A 24568-nucleotide genomic window follows, 5' to 3' on the forward strand; every position below is an offset into this window, starting at 1 on the left:
GCCGGCTTCGCTGTCGCGTAACCGGACGGCACCCGATGGACAAGCCGGTGCCGCCATGCCACTTGCAGGCGTCATGTCCACCATCGTCAAGATCTGCGGGTTGAGAAGCGCCGAGGCCGTCGCCGCGGCGCTCGCGGCGGGCGCCGACATGGTCGGCTTCGTCTTCTTTCCCAAGAGCCCGCGCAACGTCTCGCTCGCCGAGGCTATCGCCCTCGCCGGGGCCGTGCGCGGCCGCGCCGAGATCGTCGCGCTCACCGTCGATGCCGACGATGCGGCGATCGCCGCCATCCGCGACGGCCTCAGGCCCGACTGGTTCCAGCTCCACGGTAAGGAGACACCGGAGCGGGTGGCCGCCATCCGGCGGCTCGCCGGCACGCAGGTGATGAAGGCGATCGGCGTCAGCGAGGCGGCGGACCTTGCCCGCCACGCCCCCTATGCGCCGGTCGTCGACCGCCTTCTGTTCGACGCCAAGCCGCCGAAGGGGGCAGAGCTGCCCGGCGGCAACGGCGTCGCCTTCGACTGGGACATCCTCGCGACAGGGGCCGGCGGCCGGCCCTTCATGCTCTCGGGTGGGCTCGATCCGGACAACGTGGGCGGTGCCGTGGCGCGGCTCGCCGCCGTCCCCGGCTTCCTCGGGGTCGACGTGTCCTCCGGGGTGGAGCGCGCCCCGGGCGAGAAGGACGTGGGCAGGATCAAGGCTTTTCTCGCCGCGGCGCGGGCGTGAAGGCGTCACGGCCGCGGTGGCCCTGGTGGCCGCTTTGGCTTATGCAACGGGAAGCCACGGCGGCGAGCCGTCCCCGTTGTCGCACGAACAGAGAATGGACGAGGCGCGGGCCGAGGCTCCGCCGCTTGAGAAGGATGAAGGTCGCGTGACTGTGCAACCGCTCAACTCCTATCGCTCGGGGCCCGACGAGCGCGGCCATTTCGGCATGTTCGGCGGCCGCTTCGTCGCCGAGACGCTGATGCCCGTCATCCTCGAGGTCGAGAAGGCCTATGCCGCGGTCAAGGACGATCCCGCCTTCCAGGCGGAGATGGACGGCTATCTCGCCCATTACGTCGGCCGGCCGAGCCCGCTCTATTATGCGGAGCGCCTGACGGAGCACCTGCGTGAAGGTGCCGGCGGCAAGGGCGCGAAGATCTATCTCAAGCGCGAGGAGCTCAACCACACGGGCTCGCACAAGGTCAACAACGTGCTCGGCCAGATCCTCCTGGCCCGCCGCATGGGCAAGAAGCGCATCATCGCGGAGACCGGCGCGGGCCAGCACGGCGTCGCGACGGCCACGCTGTGCGCGCGCTTCGGCCTCGAATGCGTCATCTACATGGGCGCCGTCGACGTCGAGCGGCAGAAGCCCAACGTCTTCCGCATGCAGATGCTCGGGGCCACCGTGGTGCCCGTCCAGTCCGGCTCGCGCACCCTCAAGGACGCCATGAACGAGGCGCTGCGCGACTGGGTGACGAATGTCGCCACCACTTATTACTGCATCGGCACGGTGGCCGGCCCCCATCCCTATCCCGCCATGGTGCGCGACTTCCAGGCCATCATCGGCAAGGAGACGCGCGAGCAGGTGCTCGCCGCCGAGGGGCGGCTGCCGGATTCGCTCGTCGCCTGCATCGGCGGCGGCTCCAATGCCATGGGCCTGTTCTATCCCTTCCTCGATGACAAGGACGTCGAGATCTACGGCGTCGAGGCGGCCGGCCACGGCCTTGCGAGCGGCCAGCACGCGGCCTCGCTCACCGGCGGGCGGCCGGGCGTGCTGCACGGCAACCGCACCTATCTGCTGATGGACGACGACGGCCAGATCGCCGAGGCCCACTCCATCTCGGCCGGGCTCGACTATCCCGGCATCGGCCCCGAGCACGCCTTCCTGCACGAGACCGGCCGCGTCACCTACATCTCGGCGACGGACAAGGAGGCGCTCGAGGCCTTCATGCTCCTGTCGAAGCTCGAGGGCATCATCCCCGCCCTCGAGCCGTCGCACGCCATTGCCAAGGTGGTCGAGCTCGCGCCGCAGAAGCCGCAGGACCACATCATGGTCGTCAATCTCTCCGGCCGCGGCGACAAGGACGTGCCGCAGGTCGCCGACATCCTCGGAGGACAGTTCTGATGAGCCGCATCGACCGGCGCTTTGCCGCCTGCCGCGCCGAGGGCCGCGCGGCGCTCGTGACCTTCGTCACGGCCGGCGATCCGGATGCCGACACCTCGCTCGCGATCCTGAAGGCGCTGCCCCGCGCCGGCGCCGACCTCATCGAGATCGGCATGCCCTTCACCGATCCGATGGCCGACGGCCCGGCCATCCAGCTCTCCTCGCAGCGGGCGCTGAAGGGCGGCCAGACGCTGACGAAGACGCTCGACATGGTGCGCGCCTTCCGCGCGGGCGAGGCGGACACGCCCGTCATCCTGATGGGCTATTACAATCCCATCTACATCTACGGCGTCGCGCGCTTCCTGAAGGATGCGCGCGAAGCCGGCGTCGACGGCCTCATCGTGGTCGACCTGCCGCCGGAGGAGGACGACGAGCTCTGCGTCCCGGCGCTGAACGCGGGTCTCTCCTTCATCCGTCTCGCCACGCCGACGACGGACGACGCGCGCCTGCCGGCCGTGCTCGCCAACACCTCGGGCTTCGTCTACTACGTCTCGATCACCGGCATCACCGGCAGCGCGACGCCGGATTTCGGCGCCGTGGCCCAGTCGGTGGCGCGCATCAAGGCCCATACCGACCTGCCGGTCGTTGTCGGCTTCGGCGTCAAGACCGGCGGGCACGCCGCGGCCATCGCGCGCGGGGCGGACGGCGTCGTGGTCGGCTCCGCGCTCGTCGAGGCCGTGCGCGCCTCGCTCGACGGGGAAGGGCGCGCGACGGCGACGACGGTCACCGCCGTCGAGACGCTGGTGGGCGAGCTCGCCGCCGGCGTGCGCTCGGCCGCCAAGGCGACCGCTGCGTGAGGACGAGGCCCTCTCCCGTTCGCCGGAAGAGGGAGAGGTGCCATCCCTTGCAACACCGTCGCACCTAGCGAAAAGCCTCGCGAAGGTCTATGTGAAGGCCGCATGACGATATTTCAGGGTTGCGGCCAGGTTCCGTGACCCTTTCGGGCGTGGCAGGTCCACGCCGGGACACCAGAGGTTGCCCCCGTGAACTGGATTTCCGACGTCGTACGGCCCAAGATCAAGACGCTGTTCAAGCGTGAGGTGCCGGAAAATCTCTGGATCAAGTGCCCCGAGACGGGGCAGATGGTCTTCCACAAGGACGTCGAGGCCAACCTCTTCGTCATCCCGGGCTCCGACTATCACCTGCGCATGGGCGCCAGGGCGCGCCTCGCCTCCTTCTTCGACGGCGGTGCGTGGGAAGAGATCGCCCTGCCGGAGGTACCGACCGACCCGCTCAAGTTCCGCGACGAGAAGCGCTATGTCGACCGCCTGCGCGACGCCCGCGCCAAGACCGGCGTGCAGGATGCCGTCCAGGTCGGCGTCGGCGAGGTCGAGGGTGCGACCATCACCGCCGCGGTGCAGGACTTCGAGTTCATGGGCGGCTCGCTCGGCATGGCCGCAGGCGAGGCGATCATCACCGGCATGGAGACGGCGCTCGCCCGCCGGACGCCCTTCGTGCTCTTCGTCTCCTCGGGCGGCGCGCGCATGCAGGAGGGCATCCTCTCGCTCATGCAGATGCCGCGCACGACGGTGGCGGTTCGCAAGCTCAACGAAGCGCGCCTGCCCTATATCGTGGTGCTCACCAACCCGACGACCGGCGGCGTCACCGCCTCCTACGCCATGCTGGGCGACGTGCACATTGCCGAGCCGGGCGCCCTCATCGGCTTCGCCGGCCCGCGCGTCATCGAGCAGACGATCCGCGAGAAGCTGCCGGAAGGCTTCCAGCGCTCGGAATATCTCCGTGAGCACGGCATGGTCGACATGGTCGTGCACCGCCGCGACGTGAAGGGGACCGTCGCCAGGCTGTGCCGCCTGCTGATGAAGCAGGACAAGCCCGCCGTCGTCGAGCCTCCTGCGGACATGCCGGCGCTCGACGCCGCCGCGGAATAGGGATCAGCCCCAGACCGGGCCGGGGACCGCCATGGAATCGTCCGATGCCATGCTCGCGCGCTTTCTCGCGCTGCATCCCAAGACGATCGATCTGTCCCTCGGCCGCATCGAGCGGCTGCTGACGCGCCTCGGCGCGCCGCAGCGCCAGCTGCCGCCGGTCATCCACGTGGCCGGCACCAACGGCAAGGGCTCGACCATCGCCTTCATGCGCGCCGTTCTGGAGGCGGCCGGGCTCGTCGTCCACGTCTACACCTCGCCGCATCTGGTGCGCTTCCACGAACGCATCCGGCTCGGCCGCCCCGGCGGCGGCCGCTTCGTCGGCGAGGACCGGCTCGTCGAGGCCCTGGAACGCTGCGAGGACGCCAACGCCGGCGCCCCGATCACCGTTTTCGAGATCACGACGGCGGCGGCCATGCTGCTCTTCGCCGAGACGCCGGCCGACGTTCTGCTGCTCGAGGTCGGGCTCGGCGGGCGCCTCGACGCCACCAATGTCGTCGACGAGCCGCAGGCCTGCGTGGTGACGCCGGTCTCGCTCGACCATGCGGATTATCTCGGCGACAGCGTCACGCGCATCGCCGCCGAGAAGGCCGGCATCTTCAAGCGCGGCGCGCCGGCGATCATCGCGCCGCAGGAGCCGGAGACCACGGCCGTCCTCGAAGCGGCGGCGGAGCGCGTCGGCGCCCGCTCGATCCTCGTCGGCGGGCAGGACTTCCATGTGCACGAGGAGGGCGGGCGCCTCGTCTACCAGGACGAGCAGGGGCTCATCGACCTGCCCCTGCCGCGGCTCGCCGGCCGTCACCAGCTCGTCAACGCCGGGACGGCGCTCGCCACCTTGCGGGCGGCCGGCTACGGACGCCTGCCGGCAGAGGCCTTCGAGGCCGGCATGACCCGCGCCGAATGGCCGGCCCGCATGCAGCGCCTGCGCCGGGGCGGCCTCGTCGATCTTGCGCCCGAGGGGGCCGAGCTGTGGCTCGACGGCGGCCACAACCCGGACGGCGGCCGCGCGCTCGCCGCCGCCTTCGCCGAGCTCGAAGAGCGGCATCCCGCCCCGCTCGTCATGATCGTCGGCATGCTGGGCACGAAGGATGCCGACGGCTTCCTGAAGCCCTTCGTCGGTCTCGCGCAGGAACTCGTCGCCGTCCCCATCCCCACGCAGCTGGCCGCCCGCCCGGCCGAGGAGGTCGCGGCCATCGCCCGCTCCGTCGGCCTGAAGGCGCGGGCAGGCGACAGTGTCGAGGCGGCACTCGTGGGGCTGAAGGCGAAGGAATGGGAGCGCCCGCCGCGCGTCCTCGTCACGGGCTCGCTCTATCTCGCCGGCGACGTGCTGGCGGCCAACGGCACCGTCCCGCAATAGCTTTCAGGGGCGCGGACCGCGGCGGGATGCGGCGGCCGAGAGAGCACGGCTACTCGTCCTCGCCGAAGCGCTCGGCGAGCAGCGTGGTGATGGCGTCGAGGCAGGCCTGCGCGTCCTCGCCCTGGGCCGTCACGGTGATGCTGGTGCCCTGGGCGGCGGCGAGGGTCAGAAGGCCCATGATGGAGCGCCCGCCCACGGTCTCGCCGCAGCGGGTCACCGTGACGTCGGCGCCGAAGCGCTCGACGGTCTGCACGAACTTGGCCGAGGCACGGGCATGCAGGCCCTTGCGGTTGATGATCGGCAATTCGCGCGCCAGCGCGCCGTCCGGCACCGGCGCCGGGGGGCAGTCGTCATTGTCGAAGGTGTCGATGTCCATTGCGACGACCGCCGTCACTTGCCGGCGAGCACCCGGCTCGCCACGTTGATATATTTGCGGCCCGCCTCCTGCGCCTGCAGGACGGCATCCTCCAGCGGCTTCTCGTCGCGCACGCTGGCGAGCTTGATGAGCATGGGCAGGTTGATGCCCGCCACCACCTCGACCTTGCGCCCGTTCATCACCGAGATCGCGAGATTCGAGGGGGTGCCGCCGAACATGTCGGTGAGCACGACCACCCCTTCGCCCGTGTCGACCTGGCCCACCGCCGCCAGGATGTCCCTGCGGCGGCTCTCCATGTCATCATCCGGACCGATGGTGATGGTTTCAAACTGTTTCTGAGGGCCAACCACGTGCTCCAGCGCGGCGCGAAACTCCGTCGCCAGGCAGCCGTGGGTCACCAGCACAAGACCGATCATTCAAGAACCCGTGGCCCCGCCACCCAAAAGGAAGCGCCCATTTTGTGCATTGCGGCGGCAAGTGCAAGTGCCTGCGACCATTTGGTCATCGTTCCGACAAAACGTGCAGCATCGGACGCTCGAATCGCGGCAGCAAGCCCAGGATTACGGCTGCCGTAACGCCTCCCTCGCCCGCGAGGACGCGAATTCGCGGCAAGGTGACGCCTTCGACGGTCACCGTCCGGTCTGTGGATTGCGGGTATCGTTCCGGCGCCTCGGTGTCGCAGTCGACGACGAGGCGTACGACCGCCGCTCCCTCGGCCTCCATCTCGACGAGCCCGAGGCCCCGCACCTCGAGGAGCCCGGCAAGGGCTGCCGGGGGGCGGGCGACGAGCCGCCCGTTCGAGGCGCTCACGCTGCAGCGATCGTCGCTGACGAGGCGGGCGAACCGCCCGCTCGCCTGCGCGCCGGCGACGAGGGCGAGCGCCAGTCGCGACTTGCCCGTCCCCGACGCGCCGCGGATGAGGATGCCCGCCTCGTCGACGAGGACGCAGCCGGCATGGATGGTGGGAGGCGGGGCCGGAGCGGCAGTGCTGGTCATGAGCGTACGGCGGCCGGCAGGCGCACCACGAAGCGCGCGCCGAGGCATGGCGGCTCCGCGCCGGCAGCGGGCGCCATCCGGTTCTCGCCCCAGACGCGGCCCCGGTGCGCCTCGACGATCTGGCGCGAGATGGAGAGGCCGAGGCCCGAGTTCTGGCCGAAGCCCTGCTCCGGCCGGTCGGTGTAGAAGCGCTCGAAGATGCGCTCCAGGGCATGAGGCGGAATGCCCGGCCCGTCGTCGTCCACGGTGATGTCCACCTCGCCGCGGATGCGCTGCATGGTCACGCGCACCTCGTGGCCCGGCGGCGAGAAGGAGCGCGCGTTGTCGATGAGGTTGTTGACGACCTGGCCGAGGCGGCTGTCGTGGCCCATGACGAGATAGGCGTCGCGCTGCGGGCTGTCCTTGATCGTGAGGCGGATCGGGGCCGATTCGGCGCCGCGCACTTCGTTGGCAACCGTGACTACGGCCTCCAGCAGCCGGCGCAGGTCGACCGGTTCGGCCTCGGCGCGGGCGAGCTCGGCATCGAGCCGCGAGGCGTCCGAGATGTCGCTGATCAGCCGGTCGAGCCGCTTGACGTCGTGCTGGATGACGGCGAGCAGGCGCTTGCGCGAATCCTCGTTGCGGGCGAGCGGCAGGGTCTCGACGGCGCTGCGCAGCGAGGTGAGCGGATTCTTGAGCTCGTGCGCCACGTCCGCGGCGAAGGTCTCGATGGCCTCGATGCGGTTGTAGAGCGCCCGCGTCATGTCGCGCAGCGCGCCGGAGAGATGGCCGATCTCGTCCGAGCGGTCGGTGAAATCCGGGATCTCCTGCCGCGACTTGATGCCCCGGCGCACCCGCTCCGCCGCCTCGGCGAGGCGCCGCATCGGGCCGGCGATGGTGCCGGCGAGCAGCACCGACAGCACAAGCATCACGGCGGCCGCGACCGCGAAGACCCGAAGCAGCGCCCAGCGCTCGGCGGCGATGATGGTGTCGATGTCGCCGCCCTGGGTGGAGAGGACGAGCGCCCCGCGCACCGTGCGGAAGCGCTGGATGGGCACGGCGACCGACACGGTCGTCTCGCCGCGGGTATTGACCCGCACGACGCTGCCCGGCAGGCCGGTCAGCGCCTTCTGCACCTCGGGCAGGGACTTGCCGCTCGTCGCCGTGATGTCGTCGGCGAAAGGCGTTCCCGGGCGGCCGAAGAGGCGCTTCAGCCACTTCCAGCTGCTCTCGAGCAGCGTCGGCTCCTCCTGCGAGATCGGCGGCAGGTCGAAGCTCAGGATATCGCCGCGCGAATACAGATTGCGCGAATCGAGGAGGAGATAGCCTTCCCGGTCGTAGATGCGCGCGCGCGTGCGCGTGGGCGTCACCAGCCGGCGCAGCAGCGGCGCCACGCGCTCGGGATTGATGGAGAACTCGAGCGGCGAGAAGTCCTCCTGCAGGCCCGAGCTTTCGCCCGCCTGCAGCTGCAGCAGCTTGTCGGGATCGATGGTGATGGTGTCGGTCTCGACCGTCGCCGAGGCGGCGATGGCGCCGGCGATGATCTCGCCCTGGGTGAGCAGGCTCTGCACGCGCGCGTCGATGAGGCCGGCGCGGAACTGGTTGAGATAGAGGAAGCCGAGGAAGAGGGCGACGAGCCCGGCGAGGTTCAGGACGACGATGCGCCGCGTCAGGCTCGACGACAGGCGCGTGACGACCGCCTGGCCGACGCGGCTCACCCGACGGGCAAGGCCGGCACGGGCCGGCGCCTGCACACCGGCCTCGGCGCCGTCAGCCGGCGCCCGCGTCTCGTCGAAAGGTTCGGCGGTCATGCTTCCTCGCGACCGCATCGACGCGCCGGCCGGTGGCCGGCGGCTCTCGTGCCCATCTGCCGTCAGGTTTCCTTGAACCGGTAGCCCACTCCGTACAGCGTCTCGATCATGTCGAAGCTGTTGTCGACGGCCTTGAACTTCTTGCGCAGGCGCTTGATGTGGCTGTCGATGGTGCGGTCGTCGACATAGACCTGGTCGTCATAGGCCGCGTCCATCAGCGCGTTGCGGCTCTTCACGACGCCGGGGCGCTGGGCCAGCGCCTGCAGGATGAGGAACTCGGTCACCGTCAGCGTGACGGGATCGTTCTTCCATGTGCAGGTATGGCGCTCGGGATCCATCTTGAGGAGGCCCCGCTCCAGCACCTTGGCGTCGCTCTCGCGAACGGTCCCCTGCTCGCGCGGGCTCACGCGCCGCAGCACGGCCTTCACGCGCTCGACGAGGAGGCGCTGCGAGAAGGGTTTGCGGATGAAGTCGTCGGCGCCCATCTTGAGGCCGAACAATTCGTCGATCTCCTCGTCCTTGGAGGTGAGGAAGATCACGGGCATGTCCGTCTTCTGGCGCAGGCGGCGCAGCAGCTCCATGCCGTCCATGCGCGGCATCTTGATGTCGAGGATGGCGAGATCCGGCGGGTTGGCCTTGAGGCCGTCCAGGGCCGACGCACCGTCCGTATACGTCTGTATGCGGTACCCCTCGGCTTCCAGTGCGATGGAAACGGAGGTCAGGATATTGCGGTCGTCGTCGACGAGGGCGATTGTCGGCATACTGGCTCGCTCGTTCGCAGGCATCAGTGAAGCCGAGCCTCCTGCGGGACGAGGACGGCCGAAATATGACGATGACTGCCGGGTGATCCTACAGCTTTCGGGCGCATAACGCCATGTCCGCCCCTTTACCGGAGACAATATTGATGTCCGCCGCCGCCGATTCAACCGCCGCGTTCGATCCGCGCTCCGCCGCCGCCCACCTGCTGCGCCGTGCCCGCTTCGGTGCCCTGGGGACGCTCGCGGCCGACGGCGCGCCCTATGTGTCCCTGGTCAATGTCGCGACGGCCATCGACGGCACGCCCGTTACCCTCATCTCGACGCTCGCCCTGCACACGCAGAACATCACCCGCGATGCGCGCGTGTCGCTCCTCCTGACGCAGGTTGGCGCGGGGGATCCGAGCGCCCATCCGCGCATCAGCCTCGCCGGTCGCGCCGTCGCGAGCGACGACGAGGCTCTGAAGCGCCGCTTTCTCGCCCGCCATCCCCTGTCGGCCGGCTATGCCGGCTTCAAGGATTTCGCCTTCTACCGCATCGAGATCACCGGAGCCCATCTCGTCGCCGGCTTCGGCCGCATCGTCGACCTCGCGCCGCAGGACCTCGTCGATGACCTGGCCGGCGCGGAGCACCTCGTCGAGAACGAGGCCGGCGCCGTCGCGCATATGAACGAGGACCATGTCGATGCCTTGGCGCTCTATGCGACGAAGCTGCTCGGCCTGCCCGAGGGGAACTGGCGCGCGAGCGGCATCGACCGGCGCGGCCTCGACCTCGTCTGCGGCGACCTGACCGGGAGACTGGACTTCCCGGCCCCGATCGGGGCGCCGGGCGAGCTGCGGCATGTCTTGAAGGACCTCGCCGCCGAGGCGCGCCGGCGCTGACGCTGCGACAGATACCGCCGGCCGGCCTGTCCGGCTTTAGCCCGAGTGGCTGACGGCGTCGGCAATGCAGCGCAGACCTTTCCACGGTCTCGGCCGGGCTTGACCCGGCCATCCACGCCTTTGACGTTGTAGAACGTTCTACCGCGTGGATGCCCGCGACGAGCGCGGGCATGACGGCGGGTGCGATTGTGCTTCAACGCCGCGGCGCCGCGAGAAGGGAGCGTCGGATCTTCACCGGTCACGCTTCGCGGCCGCACGCCGTTGCCAGCAAGGAAGCAATTCCCTTCAATCGATTCGATGGAACGAGCAGCCTGTCCCCGCACTTGAAAGTCTGCCATATGCCGGGCATCGATGGTTCCGGCGGCTGCGGTGCGCGGACGTGGAGGCCTCGCGGCCTTGAGGTCCATCATGCGTGGCGGCGGGGGCGCAAGGAGGTCATTCGTGGACAACGTCGGCGTATTCAACGGCGCATGCGGCGCCGAGAGCTTCGGCTTCAAACGGCTCAAGCGCGTTTTCTGGAATTTCGAGGCCCCGCGCCTCTACGAGGAAGCGCTCAAGCGCGGCGAGGCGGTGCTCGCCAAGGGCGGCGCGCTCGCGGCTGAGACCGGCGTCCATACCGGCCGCAGCCCGAAGGACAAGTTCATCGTCAAGGACGATGCGACGCGCGATGAGGTCTGGTGGGACAACAACGGCGCCATCACGCCGGATCAGTTCGACACGCTGCTCGCCGATTTCCTCGCCCATGCCGAGGGCAAGGAGCTCTTCGCGCAGGATCTCTACGGCGGGGCCGACCCGGCCTATCGCGTCAATGCCCGCGTCTTCACCGAATATGCGTGGCATTCGCTCTTCATCCGCAACCTCCTGATCCGCCCCGACGAGAGTGAGCTCGCCCGCTTCGCGCCGCAGCTCACCATCGTCGACCTGCCGTCCTTCCGGGCCGATCCTGCGCGCCACGGCGTGCGCTCGCAGACCGTGATCGCCTGTGATTTCTCGCGCGGCATCGTCCTCATCGGCGGCACGTCCTATGCCGGCGAGATGAAGAAGTCGGTCTTCACCTTCCTCAACTACGCCCTGCCCGGAAAGGGCGTGATGCCGATGCACTGCTCCGCCAATGCCGGCGAGCGCGGCGATGTCGCGGTCTTCTTCGGCCTGTCCGGTACGGGCAAGACGACGCTGTCGGCCGATCCCTCGCGCACGCTCATCGGCGACGACGAGCACGGCTGGAGCGCCGGCGGCGTCTTCAATTTCGAGGGCGGCTGCTATGCCAAGACCATCCGCCTGTCGCGCGAGGCCGAGCCCGAGATCTACGCGACGACCGAGCGCTTCGGCACCATCCTCGAGAACGTCGCGCTCGATCCGCTGACGCGCGCGCCGGATTTCGACGACGGCTCGAAGACCGAGAACACGCGCTGCGCCTATCCGCTCGACTTCATCCCGAATGCGAGCGCAACCGGCCGCGCCGGCATGCCGAAGAACATCGTCATGCTCACCTGCGACGCCTTCGGCATCCTGCCGCCCATCGCCAAGCTGACGCCCGCCCAGGCCATGTACCACTTCCTCTCCGGCTACACGGCGAAGGTCGCCGGCACGGAGAAGGGGGTGAAGGATCCGGAGGCCACCTTCTCGACCTGCTTCGGCGCGCCCTTCATGCCGCGCCATCCGTCGGTCTACGGCAACCTGCTGCGCGACCTCATCGCCAAGCACGGGGTCGACTGCTGGCTGGTCAACACCGGCTGGACCGGCGGCAAGTACGGGGTGGGCCGGCGCATGCCGATCCGCGTCACAAGGCGCCTCCTGACGGCGGCGCTCGACGGCTCGCTGAACCGCGCCGACTTCCGGCAGGATCCCTATTTCGGCTTCGCGGTGCCGACCTCGGTGCCCGGTGTCGAGCCGCACATCCTCTATCCGGTGAAGACCTGGGCCAGCAAGGCCGAGTTCGCCGAGACGGCGAAGCGCCTCGTCGGCATGTTCCGGGACAACTTCAAGAAGTTCGAGGACCACGTCGACGCCGACGTGCGCTCGGCCGGCCCCGATCTGTCGATCGCGGCCTGATCAACGGCTCGCGGGCGCGGGAGACGCGCCCGCGGCCCCCCAAAGCGGGCCGTCAGAGGCGCTCGTTGCGCTTCGAGAGCGCGGCCCGCAGCCGGTCCCCGAGACGGCCCGTCGCCTCGGCGAGCCGGGCCTGCAGCGGGCCGAGGCGCGCGAGCGTCCCGGCCAAAAGGCGCTCCAGCCGCGTCGTCGGCACGACGGCGGCGACATCCGCATCCTCGCTGTCGAGGATGAGCGAGATCGTATGCGCCACGCCGTCGTCGACCCCGCGGGCGACGAGCGTCACCGGCCCGAGCGCGATGCGGTCGCCCTCGCGCACCCCCTCCTCGAAGGTATCGCTGAACAGGCTGCCGACCGTCTGGTCGCTGATGTCCTCGTCGACGGCGATGCCGTAGGTCTGCGCAAGCTCGCCCAGCCTGATCTCGGGACCGAAGCTGAACACGCCGGCCGAGGCGCGCCCCTGGTGGCCCTCGAAGGGGGCGAACAGGCGGTCGAGCCGGTTGACGCGCTGCGGCGGCGCCAGGAAGTAGCCATAGTCGCCGACGCGCAGCACGCCCGCCTCCTCGGGGGTGAGGACGGCGTTGCGCCGCACGATGAGCACCGCGCGCGCCCAGGGCGGCAGCCCGCCCCGGTCCATCACCGGGCTGTCCGCGAGCACGGGATAGCCGACCATCTCGTAGTCGAGCTGGCCCGGCAGGTCGATCTCGACGCGGCTCACCTCCGGCGCCGGGTCGGCGAGCGCCACCCCGGTGCTCTGCGCCACGCGGGTCACGGTCCAGCCCTGCAGCAGCAGCGAGACGAGCACGACGAAGAAGGCGACGTTGAAATAGACCTCCGCCTGCGGCAGCTGCGACAGCATCGGGATGGCGGCGAGGAAGATCGACACGGCCCCGCGCAGGCCGACCCAGGAGATGAAGAGCTTCTCGCGCACCGGGAAGCGGAACGGCGTCAGGCAGAGCCAGACCGCGGCGGGGCGCCCGATGAAGATGAGGAACAGGGCGATCGCGAGCGCCGGCACGGCATGCCCGACGAGATCGGCGGGCGTCACCAGGAGGCCGAGCATCAGGAACATGACGATCTGGCACAGCCAGGTCGCCGCGTTGTGGAAGCTCAGGATCGAGGCGAAGGCCCTCACCGGCCGGTTGCCGACGATGATGCCGGCGAGATAGACGGCGAGGAAGCCCGACCCGTTGACCAGCGACGTCATCGCATAGATCGCGACGGCGCTGGCGACCACGAGCAGCGGGTGCAGGCCGGAGGGAAAGGTGACGCGGTTGAGGACGAAGGTGATGGCGAAGCCGCCGGCGATGCCCGCCGCCGCGCCGACGATGCCCTGACGCAGGAGGAGGTCGACGAGGTCGGCCACCGAGGAGGTGCCGTCGGCGCCGATGAGCTGCACCAGCAGGACGACGAGGAAGACGGCGGCGGGATCGTTGGTCGCCGATTCGACCTCCAGTGTCGCATTGACCCGCCGCTTCAGCTGCAGGCCGCCGGCGCGCAACAGGAAGAAGACCGCCGCCGCATCTGTCGAGGCGACCACCGAGCCGACGAGCAGCGCCTCGATCGGCCGCAGGTCGAGCACCAGCATGGCGACGAGCCCGGTCAGCCCCGCCGTGATGACGACCCCGGCCGTGGCGAGCAGCGCCGCCGGCGCCACGGCCCCGCGGATGCCGGCGAAACGCGTGCGCAGGCCGCCGTCGAAGAGGATGATGGCGAGCGACAGCGAGCCGACGAGATAGGTGGCGCGGTAGTCGCTGAAGGGGATGCCGCCGATGCCGTTCTCGCCCGCCAGCATGCCGATGGCGAGGAAGACGAGCAGCAGCGGCGCGCCGAAGCGCGAGGCGACGAGGCTCGAGGCGATGCCCACGACGACGAGGCCGGCGCCGAACAGAAGCAGGGAATTGAGAATGACGATGCTGGTCATGCGTCTTTCGGGGGCAGGCCATGGCTGCCGCCCGGCGCGGACGGCGCCGGCCGGCGGAGGAACCGGTGTGACATGAGGTTGAACCAGAATCCGGCGAAAACCGAATCGTTCGTCCATATGACAGCCGAGGAAGCCGGAATTCAGGCAAAATCGCGCAGAACTGCATGGCAAATCGCATTGTTCCAAAGGTGTTGCGGCCGTGCCGCACTCCCCTTGTCCCGTGCGCTGCACGGGGGTAACCGCCCCTTAATCCGCCACATTTATAGCTTGGTTGAAACGCTGCCCTGCAGTGGCCGCGCGTGCGGCCCGCGCACCTGCGCAAACGGAGAGACATGGCGTTCGACCAATGGCACGACCGGCAGCCCGTGCCCGGCCCTCAGGACGGAGCACGGCGCCGCGCCGCGGATGACGGATTCGACCTGCGCCTGTCGCCGGAAGACCGGCCCACCGGCATCGCCGCCGGCGCGCAGCGCCGCACGGCTCGCCCGTCGCCGGGCCCGCGTCCGCAGGAGCGGCGCGAGCCGGCGTTCTCGGCGACGCCTGCCGGCGTGGAGGATCCCGGCCGATATCCGGCATCGGACGGCGTGGACGGCCTGGGGGAGAGCCTTCCCGGGGACGGCCTTTTCCACGAGGAGGACGTGATGGCGAGGCGTGCGGCGGGTCGCCGCTCCCGCAAGGGCGGCGGGCGCGGCAACGGGGGAGGCGGCTCGGGCGGGGCGCGTCGCGGCGGCGGCCGCCGGCGGCGCTCGTTCCTCGGCTGGGTCGTGCGCAGCTGCTTCGTGCTCGCCATCTGGTGCGGCATCGCCGTTGCGGGCGTCGTCGCCTATCATTTCGCGCAGCTGCCGCCCATCGACCAGCTGACGGTGCCGAAGCGCCCGCCGAACATCGCCATCGCCGCCTCCGACGGCACGCTGATCGCCAACCGTGGCGACATGGGCGGGCGCGAGGTGAAGCTCGCCGAATTGCCGCCCTATCTGCCGAAGGCCTTCATCGCCATCGAGGACCGGCGCTTCTACGACCATTTCGGCATCGATCCGCTCGGCATCACGCGCGCCATGGTGCGCAACGTGACCTCGCGCGGCGTTGCCCAGGGCGGCTCCACGCTGACGCAGCAGCTCGCCAAGAACCTCTTCCTCACCCAGGACCGCACGCTTTCGCGCAAGATCCAGGAGGCGATCCTGGCGCTGTGGCTGGAGCAGAAGTTCACCAAGGACGAGATCCTCGAGCTCTATCTCAACCGGGTCTATTTCGGCGCCGGGTCCTATGGCGTCGAGGCGGCGGCCCTGCGCTATTTCGGCAAGTCGGCGCGCGAGGTGTCCCTGTCCGAGGCGGCGATGCTCGCCGGCCTCGTCCAGGCCCCGTCGCGCCTCGCCCCCAACCGCAACCCGGACGGGGCCGAGAAGCGCGCCCAGCTCGTGCTCTCGGCCATGGCGGACGAGGGCTTCATCTCCGAGGCCGCGGCCAAGAACGCGCTGATGGAGCCGGCGACGGCCATCAAGCCGCGCGGCGCCGGCTCGGCCAACTATGCCGCCGACTACGTCATGGACGTGCTCGAGGACTTCATCGGCCCCGTCGAGCGGGACGTGGTGGTGGAGACGACCATCGACGTCGGCATGCAGCGCGCGGCTGAGAAGGCGCTGGTCGAGGCGCTCGACAAGCAGGGCGGCAAGTACGGCGTCGGCCAGGGGGCGCTCGTCTCGCTCGCCACCGACGGCGGCATCCGCGCCCTCGTCGGCGGGCGCAACTACGGCCAGAGCCAGTTCAACCGCGCGACCGTGGCGATGCGCCAGCCGGGCTCCTCCTTCAAGCCCTTCGTCTATCTCGCCGCGCTCGAGAACGGGCTGACGCCGGACACGGTGCGCGAGGACGGGCCGGTCAACCTCAACGGCTGGCGCCCCGAGAACGCGAGCCGCAAATATGCCGGCCCCGTGACGCTGACCACGGCGCTGGCGCGGTCGATCAACACGGTCACGGCGCAGCTCATCGCCGAGATGGGGCCCAAGGCGGTGGTGCGCACGGCGCAGCGGCTCGGCATCACCTCGCCGCTGCAGCCCAACCTCTCGCTGTCGCTCGGCACCTCCGAGGTGCGGCCCATCGAGCTCGTCGCCGCCTATGCCGCCTTCGCCAACGGCGGCACCGGCGTCATCCCCTATCTCATCCGCGAGGTGAAGACGCCGGACGGCAAGGTGCTGTTCCAGCGCACGCCGACCGACCTCGGCCGCGTCATCGAACAGCAGCACGTGGCGGACATGAACATGATGCTGCGCCAGACCCTGCTGACGGGCACCGGCCGCCGAGCCGAGATCGCGGGCTGGGAGGCCGCCGGCAAGACCGGCACCAGCCAGGAATACCGTGACGCCTGGTTCCTCGGCTATACCGGCAGCCTCGTCACCGGCGTGTGGCTCGGCAACGACGACAGCAAGCCGACGAAGAAGGCCTCGGGCGCCAACCTGCCCGCCGAGATCTGGAAGACCTACATGACTGCGGCCCTGAAGGGCCAGTCCCCGGTGCCGCTGCCCGGCGGGCCGTTCAACCGCCTGCCGCCCGCCGACGACGAAGCGCTCGTCGCCGACGGCGGCTATGCCGGCGCTCCCCCGCCGGCCGCCGGCGGCGGGCCGCCCGCCCAGGCGGCTGCGCCGCAGCGCCAGCGCGGCCTGCTGGAGATGCTCTTCGGCGGGTGAGGTGGATCAGGCGCCGGCGCGGATGCGCCGGCTGCCCGTGAAGAGGGCGAAGGCCCCGACCCCGATCATCGCGATGGTCGCCGTGAGCGGCACGGCGGAGACCGCGACGACGTGGCCGACATAGAGCCCGACGAGGGCCGCAAACGTCATCTGGCAGATGCCGAGCAGGGAGGAGGCCGCGCCCGCCCGCTCCGGAAAGGGCATCATCGCCGCGGCCGCGGTCTGCGGCATGACGAGGCCGACGCCGAAGGTGTAGACGGCCATGGGCAGCACCACGGCAAAGACCGAGGCGACGCCGGCGAGCGCGAACGCCAGCATCACGAGGCCGCCGGCGGCGAGGCAGGCCGTGCCGAGGGCGATGGTGCCGTCGAGGCCCCGCCGGCCGACGAGCCGCTGGGCCAGCACCGTGCCGCTAATATAGCCGATGACCACCGTGCCGAAGGACAGGCCGAAGGCGATCTCGCCGAGGCCGTAGAGGTTCTGCAGCACGAAGGACGAGCCGGAGATGAAGCTGAACAGCCCGGCATAGGTCAGGGCGGCGAGGCCGACGTAGACGCGGTAGAGCCGGCTGGCGATGACGATGCGGAACTCGGCGCCGATGCGGGCCAGCGACAGCGGCCCCTCGGGGCGCTGCCGCAGGGTCTCGGGCAGCGCCGTGGCCACGACGGCGGCGAGCGCGAGGCCGCAGCCGAGCGTGACGGCGAAGCTCGCCCGCCACCCATAGAGCGCCTGCAGGATACCGCCCAGCGCGGGAGCGAGCGCCGGCACGAGGCCCATGATCGTGCCCATGCGGGAGAGTTCGCGTCCCGCCCGCGGCCCCTCGTAGAGATCGCGCACGACCGCGCGGGCGAGCACGATCGGGCCCGAGGCGCCGAGCGCCTGGACGAAGCGTGCAGCCGTCAGCCATTCGATCGAGGGGGCCAGCGCGCAGGCCGCGGTCGCAGCGGCGAAGAGGCCGAGCCCGGCGAGCAGCACCGGCCGGCGGCCGTAATGGTCGGACAGCGGCCCGTGCACGAACTGGCCGGCCGCGAAGCCGAGGAGGAAGGCCGACAGGGTCATCTGCGCCTCGGCCGAGCCGGTGCCGAAGAAGGCGGCGATGACGGGCAGCGAGGGCAGGTACATGTCCGTCGACAGCGGCCCGAGCGCGGTCAGCAGGGCGAGCGTCGCGGTCATCGCGAGGGTGTCGGGTGAAAGGCGCATGGGAACCGGGCAGCCGGGAGGTGAGGGCATCCTCCTCTAGGCGTCGCGAGAGCGCCTGTCGAGCCTTCAGCCGTAGCGGTGCAGGGCGGTGCCGTGGCGCTTGAGCCAGGCCTCGGCCTCGTCCGTGCGCGGGCACAGTGCCTTCGTCAGCCGCCAGAAGCGCACGGAATGGTTCATCTCCTTGAGATGCGCCACCTCGTGCGCGGCGAGATAGTCGAGCACGAAGGGCGGCGCGAGGATGAGCCGCCACGAGAAGTTGAGGCGCCCGGCGGCGCTGCACGAGCCCCAGCGGCTCGTGGTGTCGCGGATGGTGACGGCGCTCGCCTTGCGGCCGAGGGCGTTCGTGTGCCGCTCGACGGCCGCGCGCAGGTCGCGCTCGGCCTCGCGCACGAGGAAATCGCGCAGCCGCCGCGGCACGTGCACCGCCTCGCCGCCGACGCTGATGATGGCGGCTCCGTCGCCGTCGCGGCCCGCCGCAGCGGGCGAGCGCTGTCCCGCAAGGTGGACGATGCGGTGCAGCTCGCCGCGTAGCGGCACCAGCGAGCCGGGCAGCAGGGGCACGCGCTCCGGCACCCGCTCGAGCCGCGTCGCCAGCCAGCCGCCGTGGGCGTCGGCGAATTGCCGGGCGCGCGCGAAGGGCGTGCGCTCGGGCAAGGTGAGGATGGCCTCGCCGGTCGCCCCCGAGACGCGCAGCGTGATCCGCCGCGCGCCGGCGCGCCGCTTCACCGTGACCCGGTAGTCCTCGCCCGCATGGCGGACGAGGATATGGTCCGGATCGCCGGTGTGATCGTCGGGAGGTTTGATGCGCCGGAAGAGGCTTCGCATGAGCGGATGATGGCGATTCGGCCGGAACCCGTCACCAGAAATGCGGAGGGCCGTGGCCCGTCCGCTCACTCGGCTGCGACGCGCCGCGGCTTCCTCTTGCCGTGCATCGCTTCGATCGTGGCGATGAAGTCGGCGATGCGCGGTGCGATCTCGGCGCGGAAGCGCGAGCCGTTGAACACGCCGTAGTGCCCGACACTCTTCTGCAGGTGATGGACCCGCATCTCCGCCGGGATGTTGACGCACAGGTCGTGTGCCGCCTCGGTCTGCCCGACGCCGGAGATGTCGTCCTTCTCGCCCTCCACAGTCATCAGCGCGACGCGGCGGATGGCCGTGAGGTCGACCGGCTTGTCGCGGTGCATCATCTCGCCCTTCGGCAGGGCCTGGCGGACGAAGACCGTGTCGACCGTCTGCAGGTAGAACTCCGCCGTCAGGTCCATGACGGCCATATACTCGTCGTAGAAGTCCCGGTGCTTGTCGGCCGAATCGCCGTCGCCCTCGACGAGGTGGTTGAACATCTCGAGATGCGCCGAGATGTGCCGGTCGAGGTTCATGGCCATGAAGCCCGAGAGCTGCAGGAAGCCGGGATAGACCGAGCGCATGAAGCCCGGGTTCGGGAACGGCACGCGGAAGATGCAGTTGCGGCGGAACCACTCGGTGCCGCGTTCCTCGGCGAGCTTGTTCACGGCGGTGGGCGAGCGGCGCGTGTCGATCGGACCGCCCATCAGCGTCATCGAGCGCGGCACGAACGGATCGTTCTGCGCCTCCATGCGCGCGATGGCCGCGATCACCGGCACCGCCGGCTGGCAGACGGCGAGGACGTGCACGTCCGGGCCGAGCACGTGCAGCATGGAGATGACGTAGTCGATGTAGTCGTCGAGGTCGAACCGGCCCTCGGACAGCGGGATCATGCGCGCGTCCGCCCAGTCGGTGATGTAGACCTCGTGCGTCGGCAGGAAGGTCTCGACCGTGCCGCGCAGCAGCGTCGCATAGTGGCCGGACATCGGCGCGACCACGAGCATCTTCGGCTGGTTGGGGGTGCCCCCCGGCATCGACCGGTCGAAATGGACGAGATTGCAGAACGGCCGCTGCCAGACGATGCGCTCCCTGACGCGGGCGCGCTGCCCGCCGACGGCGGTGGTGCCGAAGCCGAACTCGGGCTTGCCGTAGCGGCGTGTCGACCGCTCGAACAGCTCGCAGGCGGCGGAGACCGAGCGCCCGTAGGGGGTGTTCGTCAGAGGGTTGGCAGGGTCGGAGAAGACGGCCTGGGTGGCGCCGGACAGGAGCCGGGCGGGACCGACCGCCGCATGCGCTGCCTCGTACCAGTAGTAGGCGAGATTCATTCCCACCTCCTTGATTCGTTTGCGCGCCGCAGCGAATCACACGCGATGCTGCAGTGCAATATCGCCCCGACTGTATCGCCGATTTGGATCGATTCAAACCTTTAAGTTATCAACAACCCATTAAACAAACGTCCAAAGGACAGCTTTGATCCATCGGAAAGAATGCCTGACGCCTATTGCAACGCACATGGGGAATACGAGCCGATCATTGTGCACGCGCGCGCAGCGTGCTTGGTAGGCGCCAGGGCAGGTTCCGGGCGCGTTTCCGGGCCCGTTTCATGCCGCCGCGCCGAAAGGGCAGCGAGGAGGGCAGCATATGCCGATGGCCGACGAAGCCTTCGTCGTTTTCAACCGACACGCGCAGCAGCTGCGGCTCGACACGCTGGTGCGCCTGCGCTGGCTCGCGGTCATCGGCCAGAGCACGGCGGTGGCCGGCGTTCACTTCGGCCTCGGCTTTCCCCTGCCGTTCGGCCTGTGCTTCCTCGTCATCGCCGTCTCGGCCTGGCTCAACATCGCCCTGCGCATCCGCTATCCGGTCAGCTACCGCCTCGGCGACGGCGCCGCCTCGGTGCTGCTCGGCTATGACATCCTGCAGCTCGCGGCGCTGCTCTATCTGACGGGCGGGCTGGACAACCCGTTCTCGCTGCTGTTCCTCGCGCCGGTGCTCATCTCGGCGACGGCGCTGCCGCCCTGGCGGACGCTGGCGCTCGGGCTTCTCGCCATGGCCTGCGCCACGGGCCTCGCCTTCGTGCACCAGCCGCTTCCCTGGCGGCCCGGTGAGGTGTTCCAGCTGCCCTTCCTCTACACCGCCGGCATCTGGGCGGCGATCTTCCTCGGGCTGAGCTTCACGGGCATCTATGCCTGGCGTGTCGCGGAGGAGGCGCGCCAGCTCGCCGATGCGCTGAGCGCGACGGAGCTGGTGCTGGCGCGCGAGCAGCACCTGTCGCAGCTCGACGGCCTTGCCGCCGCCGCCGCCCACGAGCTCGGCACGCCGCTCGCCACCATCGCGCTCGTCGCCAAGGAGCTCAGCCGCCAGTCCTCGCCCGACAGCGCCATGGGCGAGGACATCGCCCTCCTGCGCGAGCAGGTGGAGCGCTGCCGCGGCATCCTCGGCAAGCTCACCTCCCTCGGCACCGAGGAAGCGAGCCCGCTGGAGAGCCTGACGCTGCACCACCTCATCGAGGAGGTGGCCGGGCCGCAGCGGCCGTTCGGCGTGCCGATCTCGGTGTCCCTGTCGGGCGAGCCGCCGGAGCCGGTCTGCCGCCGCAATCCCGGCATGCTCTACGGGCTCGGCAATCTCGTCGACAATGCGCTCGATTTCGCCCGCTCCAAGGTCGACATCCGCGCCTATTGGGACGCCGAGACCGTGTCGATCGCCGTGGCCGACGACGGGGCCGGCTTTGCCCCCGAGGTGCTGCTGCGCCTCGGCGAGCCCTATGTCACCACCCGCGGCGTCGGCCGGCGGGCCGGCGGCGAGGCCTCGGGCCTCGGCCTCGGGCTCTTCATCGCCAAGACGCTGCTCGAGCGTTCCGGCGCCACGCTCGCCTTCCGCAATGCCGCCGCACCGGCCCAGGGCGCCGTCGTGACCATCTCCTGGCCGCGCGCGGCCTTCGAACGCACCTCCGTGGTGGCCTGACGACACGGTTTTTCGTGACAGGAAGGGGAAACTTCCTATCTATAAGGTCGGGAGGTCGAAGCGCGCAGCTCGCGCGTGCGCGCGGCTGTCAAACGAGGATGATGATGCAGGCGAGTGCGAGTGAACCCGGTTCCGACCAGAGCCTCCTCATAGTCGACGACGATCGGCCGTTCCTGACGCGCCTGGCGCGCGCCATGGAGAGCCGCGGCTATTCCGTGCGGACGGCTGAATCGGTGGCCGAGGGGCTCGCCGCGATCGACGAGGATCCGCCCGCCTTCGCGGTGATCGACATGCGGCTCGGCGACGGCAACGGCCTCGACGTCGTCACGCGCCTCAAGGAGCGCCGGCCCGACGCCCGCGGCATCATGCTGACAGGCTACGGCAATATCGCCACCGCGGTTTCGGCCGTGAAGCTCGGCGCCTACGACTATCTTGCCAAGCCCGCCGATGCGGACGAGATCCACGCCGCCCTGATGGCGCGCGGCGGGGTGCGCGCCGCGCCGCCGGAAAACCCGATGTCGGCGGACCGGGTGCGCTGGGAGCACATCCAGCGCGTCTACGAATTGTGCGGCCGCAACGTCTCCGAGACGGCGCGGCGGCTCAACATGCACCGGCGGACCCTGCAGCGGATCCTCGCCAAGCGCGCGCCGCGCTGAGCCTGTTGCGAGCAGCGGGGGCGGCGATGCGCGCCGGGATGTGCGTTTCGACACGGATCGCGGTCGGGACCCGCTCTAGCTCTCGCCCATCGCAGGACCGGAGCCTTCGGGCATGAAGCGCAGGATCGCCGCCATTCTCGCCGCCGACGTGGCCGGCTATTCGCGGCTCGTCGCCGAGGCGGAGGAGGAGACGCTGCAGCGGCTCGCCGCCTATCGGGAAGTGTTCGACGAATTCGTCGGCCGGCACGGGGGGCGCATCTTCAACACCGCCGGCGATTCGGTGATGTGCGCCTTCGACAGCGCGGTGGAAGCGACGCGCTGCGCCATCGACATCCAGGAATCGCTGCGCACCCGCAACCTGTCCCTGCCCGCCAACCGGCGCCTGCAGTTCCGCATCGGCATCAGCATCGGCGACGTGGTCGAGCGCGACGGGGACATGCTGGGCGACGGCGTCAACATCGCCGCGCGCCTCGAAAGCCTCGCCGAGCCCGGCGGCATCTGCGTCTCGCGCTCGGTGCACGAGACGGTGGCGAACAAGATCTCCGTGCCCTTCCGCGACATCGGCGCGCGCGAGGTGAAGAACATCCCGCAGCCCGTGCACGCCTTCGTCGTCGCCTGGCCACAGCAGGTGGCGGAGGTCGCGGACAGGCGCGCTTTGGGGGGCCTTTTCGCGGCCCTGCCGCGGCCCGGCGCCCCGATGCTGATGGCGCTTGCCGCGGCCGTGGTTGTCGCCGTCGCGGTCGTCCTGTGGGCCGCCGGCGCGCTGACCGGCCGGGCGCCCTCGACGACCCCGCCGACCGCAGGCACGCCGCCGTCCGGCCATGCCACCGGCGCCGCGGAGCCCGGCGGGCAGGATGACGCTGCCGCCTTCGCAGCGCTTGCCCGGCGCGGCGGCATCGTGCCCGACGCCTCGAGCGCCGCCGAACTCTACCACAACGCCCGGCTCTATGAGGCGCGCGGCGACACGCCCGAGGCACGCCGTGCCTATCTCGCCCTGGCCCGGCTCGGCGGCGAGCAGGTCGATCCCCTCCTGCGCCTTGCGGCGCTGCTGCGCGCAGGGGAGGGGCGGGCCGGCGCGCGGGAGGTTCTCGGCGAGCTTCTCGCCCGTCGCGCGACGCGCGCGGCCGCCCTCGTCCATGCTTTGCAGTTCGAGGGGACCGAGCGGCGGACGAAGGTCGAGGCCTTCGCCGCCGCCCATCCCGATTTCGCGCCGGCCTTCTACCTGCTCGCCGGCGAATATGGCGAAGGGCGCCTCGGCACCCGCACGCTGACCGACCGGCGGCTGGAATTCGAGGCGCTCGAGCGCTTCCTCGCCGCGGACGAGGAGGGGCGGCTGCCGCCCTTCTTCCTCGACCAGTCGGTGCTGGCCGAGTGGCTCGACGATGCGCGCCGGCGCCGGGGCGAGACGGAGGCCTTCTTCGCCACCGGCACGACGCGGCCGGTCGCCTCCTTCACGCGCTCGAACGCCGGCTGGCATGCCGCGCTGTCCATGCCCGAGCCCGCGACGGCCATCAGCTACCGCATCGGGGACACGGGCGAATTCCGCGCAACGGGCACGAGCCAGGTCCTCGACCCGCGCACCGGCAAGCCGGCGCCGCTGACGAGCTTCCCCCTGCCCGCCGACCAGGAGAAGACCTCCGTCTACGTCATGTACGACGATGCGGCCGGCCGGCCGGTCGGGCCTTTCGTCATCGACTTCGACCCGCATGCGGCGCTCGTCGCCGGCCAGCGCGACGCGCTCAGGCAGGCCCCGGGCGCCTGGATCGCCTTCCGCGCCGACGGGCCGACGCTCGTCTATTACACCCATCTCGTCAGCTACCGCTGCGCCCTGCAGAGAGCAGTGATGGGCATCGACGGCGGTCCGCTGGAGACCGTGCTGCCGCTGCCGCCCTGCGACGAGAGCAATCCTTATGCGGTGCCGGCGAACGTGCGGCCCTATCTCATCGTCCCCGACGACACGCGCACCGTCTCCGTGCAGCTCGTCTTCGCCGACGGCAGCCGCTCGCAGGTGGAGACCTTCCGCCGGCCCGCCGCCCGGGACTGAATGATCTCATGCCGCACGCGGTCTTTTC

General features: G+C 70.2%; 20 protein-coding genes. 11 read left to right on the top strand and 9 right to left on the bottom strand.

Annotation, left to right across the window (positions count from 1 at the left end; all coding sequences use genetic code 11):
- The first annotated feature begins 73 nt into the window (after window positions 1-73).
- From AL346_RS07850 to AL346_RS07870, 5 genes are all read left to right on the top strand, one after another.
- Window positions 74-724, top strand: a complete 651-nt coding sequence (locus tag AL346_RS07850) for a phosphoribosylanthranilate isomerase (RefSeq protein WP_019403623.1) — start codon at window positions 74-76, stop codon at window positions 722-724.
- A gap of 205 nt (window positions 725-929) precedes the next feature.
- Window positions 930-2105 (top strand): tryptophan synthase subunit beta, encoded by a 1176-nt coding sequence (gene trpB, locus AL346_RS07855; protein ID WP_371179652.1) that lies wholly within the window; start codon window positions 930-932, stop codon window positions 2103-2105.
- Window positions 2105-2941: a tryptophan synthase subunit alpha gene (gene trpA, locus AL346_RS07860; RefSeq protein ID WP_019403625.1), complete on the top strand. Its 837-nt coding sequence runs from the start codon at window positions 2105-2107 to the stop codon at window positions 2939-2941. Before trpB ends, trpA begins: the two co-directional genes overlap by 1 nt.
- Before the next feature lie 186 nt (window positions 2942-3127).
- The gene (gene accD, locus AL346_RS07865) at window positions 3128-4033 is read left to right on the top strand and encodes an acetyl-CoA carboxylase, carboxyltransferase subunit beta (RefSeq protein ID WP_019403626.1); all 906 of its coding nucleotides are present in this window, start codon (window positions 3128-3130) and stop codon (window positions 4031-4033) included.
- 31 nt (window positions 4034-4064) lie between these two features.
- A complete protein-coding gene (locus AL346_RS07870) occupies window positions 4065-5387 on the top strand; it encodes a folylpolyglutamate synthase/dihydrofolate synthase family protein (protein ID WP_019403627.1) in 1323 nt (440 codons plus the stop codon).
- Between the two features lie 49 nt (window positions 5388-5436).
- Here AL346_RS07870 and AL346_RS07875 read toward each other — a convergent pair whose 3' ends face one another.
- The 5 genes from AL346_RS07875 to AL346_RS07895 all read right to left on the bottom strand — a co-directional run bounded on the left by AL346_RS07875 (window position 5437) and on the right by AL346_RS07895 (window position 9310).
- The gene (locus AL346_RS07875) at window positions 5437-5763 is read right to left on the bottom strand and encodes an HPr family phosphocarrier protein (protein ID WP_026015388.1); all 327 of its coding nucleotides are present in this window, start codon (window positions 5761-5763) and stop codon (window positions 5437-5439) included.
- 14 nt (window positions 5764-5777) lie between these two features.
- A complete protein-coding gene (locus tag AL346_RS07880) occupies window positions 5778-6179 on the bottom strand; it encodes a PTS sugar transporter subunit IIA (RefSeq protein WP_026015389.1) in 402 nt (133 codons plus the stop codon).
- Between the two features lie 85 nt (window positions 6180-6264).
- On the bottom strand, window positions 6265-6759 hold the full coding sequence (locus AL346_RS07885; protein ID WP_156332716.1) for an HPr kinase/phosphorylase: 495 nt from the start codon (window positions 6757-6759) through the stop codon (window positions 6265-6267).
- Window positions 6756-8549 (bottom strand): sensor histidine kinase, encoded by a 1794-nt coding sequence (locus tag AL346_RS07890; RefSeq protein WP_019403631.1) that lies wholly within the window; start codon window positions 8547-8549, stop codon window positions 6756-6758. The genes AL346_RS07885 and AL346_RS07890 overlap by 4 nt, the downstream gene beginning before the upstream one ends.
- A gap of 62 nt (window positions 8550-8611) precedes the next feature.
- Window positions 8612-9310 carry a response regulator transcription factor gene (locus AL346_RS07895; RefSeq protein WP_019403632.1) on the bottom strand — a complete coding sequence of 233 codons (699 nt, stop codon included), beginning with the start codon at window positions 9308-9310 and terminating at the stop codon, window positions 8612-8614.
- A gap of 143 nt (window positions 9311-9453) precedes the next feature.
- On the opposite strand from AL346_RS07895, the gene AL346_RS07900 reads away from it, so the two are divergent.
- Entirely contained in the window at window positions 9454-10185 is a 732-nt protein-coding gene (locus AL346_RS07900; RefSeq protein WP_019403633.1) for a HugZ family protein, read from the top strand.
- A gap of 408 nt (window positions 10186-10593) precedes the next feature.
- Window positions 10594-12237: a phosphoenolpyruvate carboxykinase gene (locus AL346_RS07905; protein ID WP_210289528.1), complete on the top strand. Its 1644-nt coding sequence runs from the start codon at window positions 10594-10596 to the stop codon at window positions 12235-12237.
- A 52-nt stretch (window positions 12238-12289) separates the two neighbouring features.
- Here the strand turns inward: AL346_RS07905 and AL346_RS07910 are convergent, their stop codons facing one another.
- On the bottom strand, window positions 12290-14158 hold the full coding sequence (locus tag AL346_RS07910; protein ID WP_019403635.1) for a potassium/proton antiporter: 1869 nt from the start codon (window positions 14156-14158) through the stop codon (window positions 12290-12292).
- Between the two features lie 641 nt (window positions 14159-14799).
- On the opposite strand from AL346_RS07910, the gene AL346_RS07915 reads away from it, so the two are divergent.
- Window positions 14800-16839: a transglycosylase domain-containing protein gene (locus AL346_RS07915; RefSeq protein WP_371259738.1), complete on the top strand. Its 2040-nt coding sequence runs from the start codon at window positions 14800-14802 to the stop codon at window positions 16837-16839.
- 6 nt (window positions 16840-16845) lie between these two features.
- Here AL346_RS07915 and AL346_RS07920 read toward each other — a convergent pair whose 3' ends face one another.
- The 3 genes from AL346_RS07920 to AL346_RS07930 all read right to left on the bottom strand — a co-directional run bounded on the left by AL346_RS07920 (window position 16846) and on the right by AL346_RS07930 (window position 20204).
- On the bottom strand, window positions 16846-18012 hold the full coding sequence (locus AL346_RS07920) for a multidrug effflux MFS transporter (RefSeq protein ID WP_053194043.1): 1167 nt from the start codon (window positions 18010-18012) through the stop codon (window positions 16846-16848).
- Window positions 18013-18105: 93 nt separating this feature from the next.
- Window positions 18106-18864: a M48 family metallopeptidase gene (locus tag AL346_RS07925; protein WP_019402413.1), complete on the bottom strand. Its 759-nt coding sequence runs from the start codon at window positions 18862-18864 to the stop codon at window positions 18106-18108.
- Window positions 18865-18929: 65 nt separating this feature from the next.
- Window positions 18930-20204 (bottom strand): polyhydroxyalkanoate depolymerase, encoded by a 1275-nt coding sequence (locus AL346_RS07930; protein WP_019402412.1) that lies wholly within the window; start codon window positions 20202-20204, stop codon window positions 18930-18932.
- 322 nt (window positions 20205-20526) lie between these two features.
- Between AL346_RS07930 and AL346_RS07935 the strand changes: the two genes are divergently transcribed.
- The 3 genes from AL346_RS07935 to AL346_RS24565 all read left to right on the top strand — a co-directional run bounded on the left by AL346_RS07935 (window position 20527) and on the right by AL346_RS24565 (window position 24540).
- Window positions 20527-21840, top strand: a complete 1314-nt coding sequence (locus tag AL346_RS07935) for an ActS/PrrB/RegB family redox-sensitive histidine kinase (protein WP_040404513.1) — start codon at window positions 20527-20529, stop codon at window positions 21838-21840.
- Window positions 21841-21944: 104 nt separating this feature from the next.
- Complete coding sequence (locus tag AL346_RS07940) at window positions 21945-22496, top strand: ActR/PrrA/RegA family redox response regulator transcription factor (protein WP_371179636.1); 552 nt, start codon at window positions 21945-21947, stop codon at window positions 22494-22496.
- Window positions 22497-22608: 112 nt separating this feature from the next.
- The gene (locus AL346_RS24565; protein ID WP_019402409.1) at window positions 22609-24540 is read left to right on the top strand and encodes an adenylate/guanylate cyclase domain-containing protein; all 1932 of its coding nucleotides are present in this window, start codon (window positions 22609-22611) and stop codon (window positions 24538-24540) included.
- Window positions 24541-24568 lie beyond the last annotated feature (28 nt).

It is taken from the genome of Chelatococcus sp. CO-6 (genome assembly GCF_001271345.1).
GTDB classification, from domain to species: domain Bacteria; phylum Pseudomonadota; class Alphaproteobacteria; order Rhizobiales; family Beijerinckiaceae; genus Chelatococcus_A; species Chelatococcus_A caeni.

Bases quoted from the DNA above. Each gene is read 5' to 3' on its own strand.
- AL346_RS07920 (WP_053194043.1), bottom strand. From the start codon at position 18,012: ATGACCGCGACGCTCGCCCTGCTGACCGCGCTCGGGCCGCTGTCGACG.
- AL346_RS07940 (WP_371179636.1), top strand. From the start codon at position 21,945: ATGCAGGCGAGTGCGAGTGAACCCGGTTCCGACCAGAGCCTCCTCATA.
- AL346_RS07850 (WP_019403623.1), top strand. From the start codon at position 74: ATGTCCACCATCGTCAAGATCTGCGGGTTGAGAAGCGCCGAGGCCGTC.
- AL346_RS07905 (WP_210289528.1), top strand. From the start codon at position 10,594: ATGCGTGGCGGCGGGGGCGCAAGGAGGTCATTCGTGGACAACGTCGGC.
- AL346_RS07890 (WP_019403631.1), bottom strand. From the start codon at position 8,549: ATGACCGCCGAACCTTTCGACGAGACGCGGGCGCCGGCTGACGGCGCC.
- AL346_RS07900 (WP_019403633.1), top strand. From the start codon at position 9,454: ATGTCCGCCGCCGCCGATTCAACCGCCGCGTTCGATCCGCGCTCCGCC.
- trpB (WP_371179652.1), top strand. From the start codon at position 930: ATGTTCGGCGGCCGCTTCGTCGCCGAGACGCTGATGCCCGTCATCCTC.
- AL346_RS07875 (WP_026015388.1), bottom strand. From the start codon at position 5,763: ATGGACATCGACACCTTCGACAATGACGACTGCCCCCCGGCGCCGGTG.
- AL346_RS07885 (WP_156332716.1), bottom strand. From the start codon at position 6,759: ATGACCAGCACTGCCGCTCCGGCCCCGCCTCCCACCATCCATGCCGGC.
- AL346_RS07895 (WP_019403632.1), bottom strand. From the start codon at position 9,310: ATGCCGACAATCGCCCTCGTCGACGACGACCGCAATATCCTGACCTCC.
- AL346_RS24565 (WP_019402409.1), top strand. From the start codon at position 22,609: ATGAAGCGCAGGATCGCCGCCATTCTCGCCGCCGACGTGGCCGGCTAT.
- AL346_RS07915 (WP_371259738.1), top strand. From the start codon at position 14,800: ATGGCGAGGCGTGCGGCGGGTCGCCGCTCCCGCAAGGGCGGCGGGCGC.
- trpA (WP_019403625.1), top strand. From the start codon at position 2,105: ATGAGCCGCATCGACCGGCGCTTTGCCGCCTGCCGCGCCGAGGGCCGC.
- AL346_RS07870 (WP_019403627.1), top strand. From the start codon at position 4,065: ATGGAATCGTCCGATGCCATGCTCGCGCGCTTTCTCGCGCTGCATCCC.
- AL346_RS07930 (WP_019402412.1), bottom strand. From the start codon at position 20,204: ATGAATCTCGCCTACTACTGGTACGAGGCAGCGCATGCGGCGGTCGGT.
- AL346_RS07880 (WP_026015389.1), bottom strand. From the start codon at position 6,179: ATGATCGGTCTTGTGCTGGTGACCCACGGCTGCCTGGCGACGGAGTTT.
- AL346_RS07910 (WP_019403635.1), bottom strand. From the start codon at position 14,158: ATGACCAGCATCGTCATTCTCAATTCCCTGCTTCTGTTCGGCGCCGGC.
- AL346_RS07935 (WP_040404513.1), top strand. From the start codon at position 20,527: ATGGCCGACGAAGCCTTCGTCGTTTTCAACCGACACGCGCAGCAGCTG.
- AL346_RS07925 (WP_019402413.1), bottom strand. From the start codon at position 18,864: ATGCGAAGCCTCTTCCGGCGCATCAAACCTCCCGACGATCACACCGGC.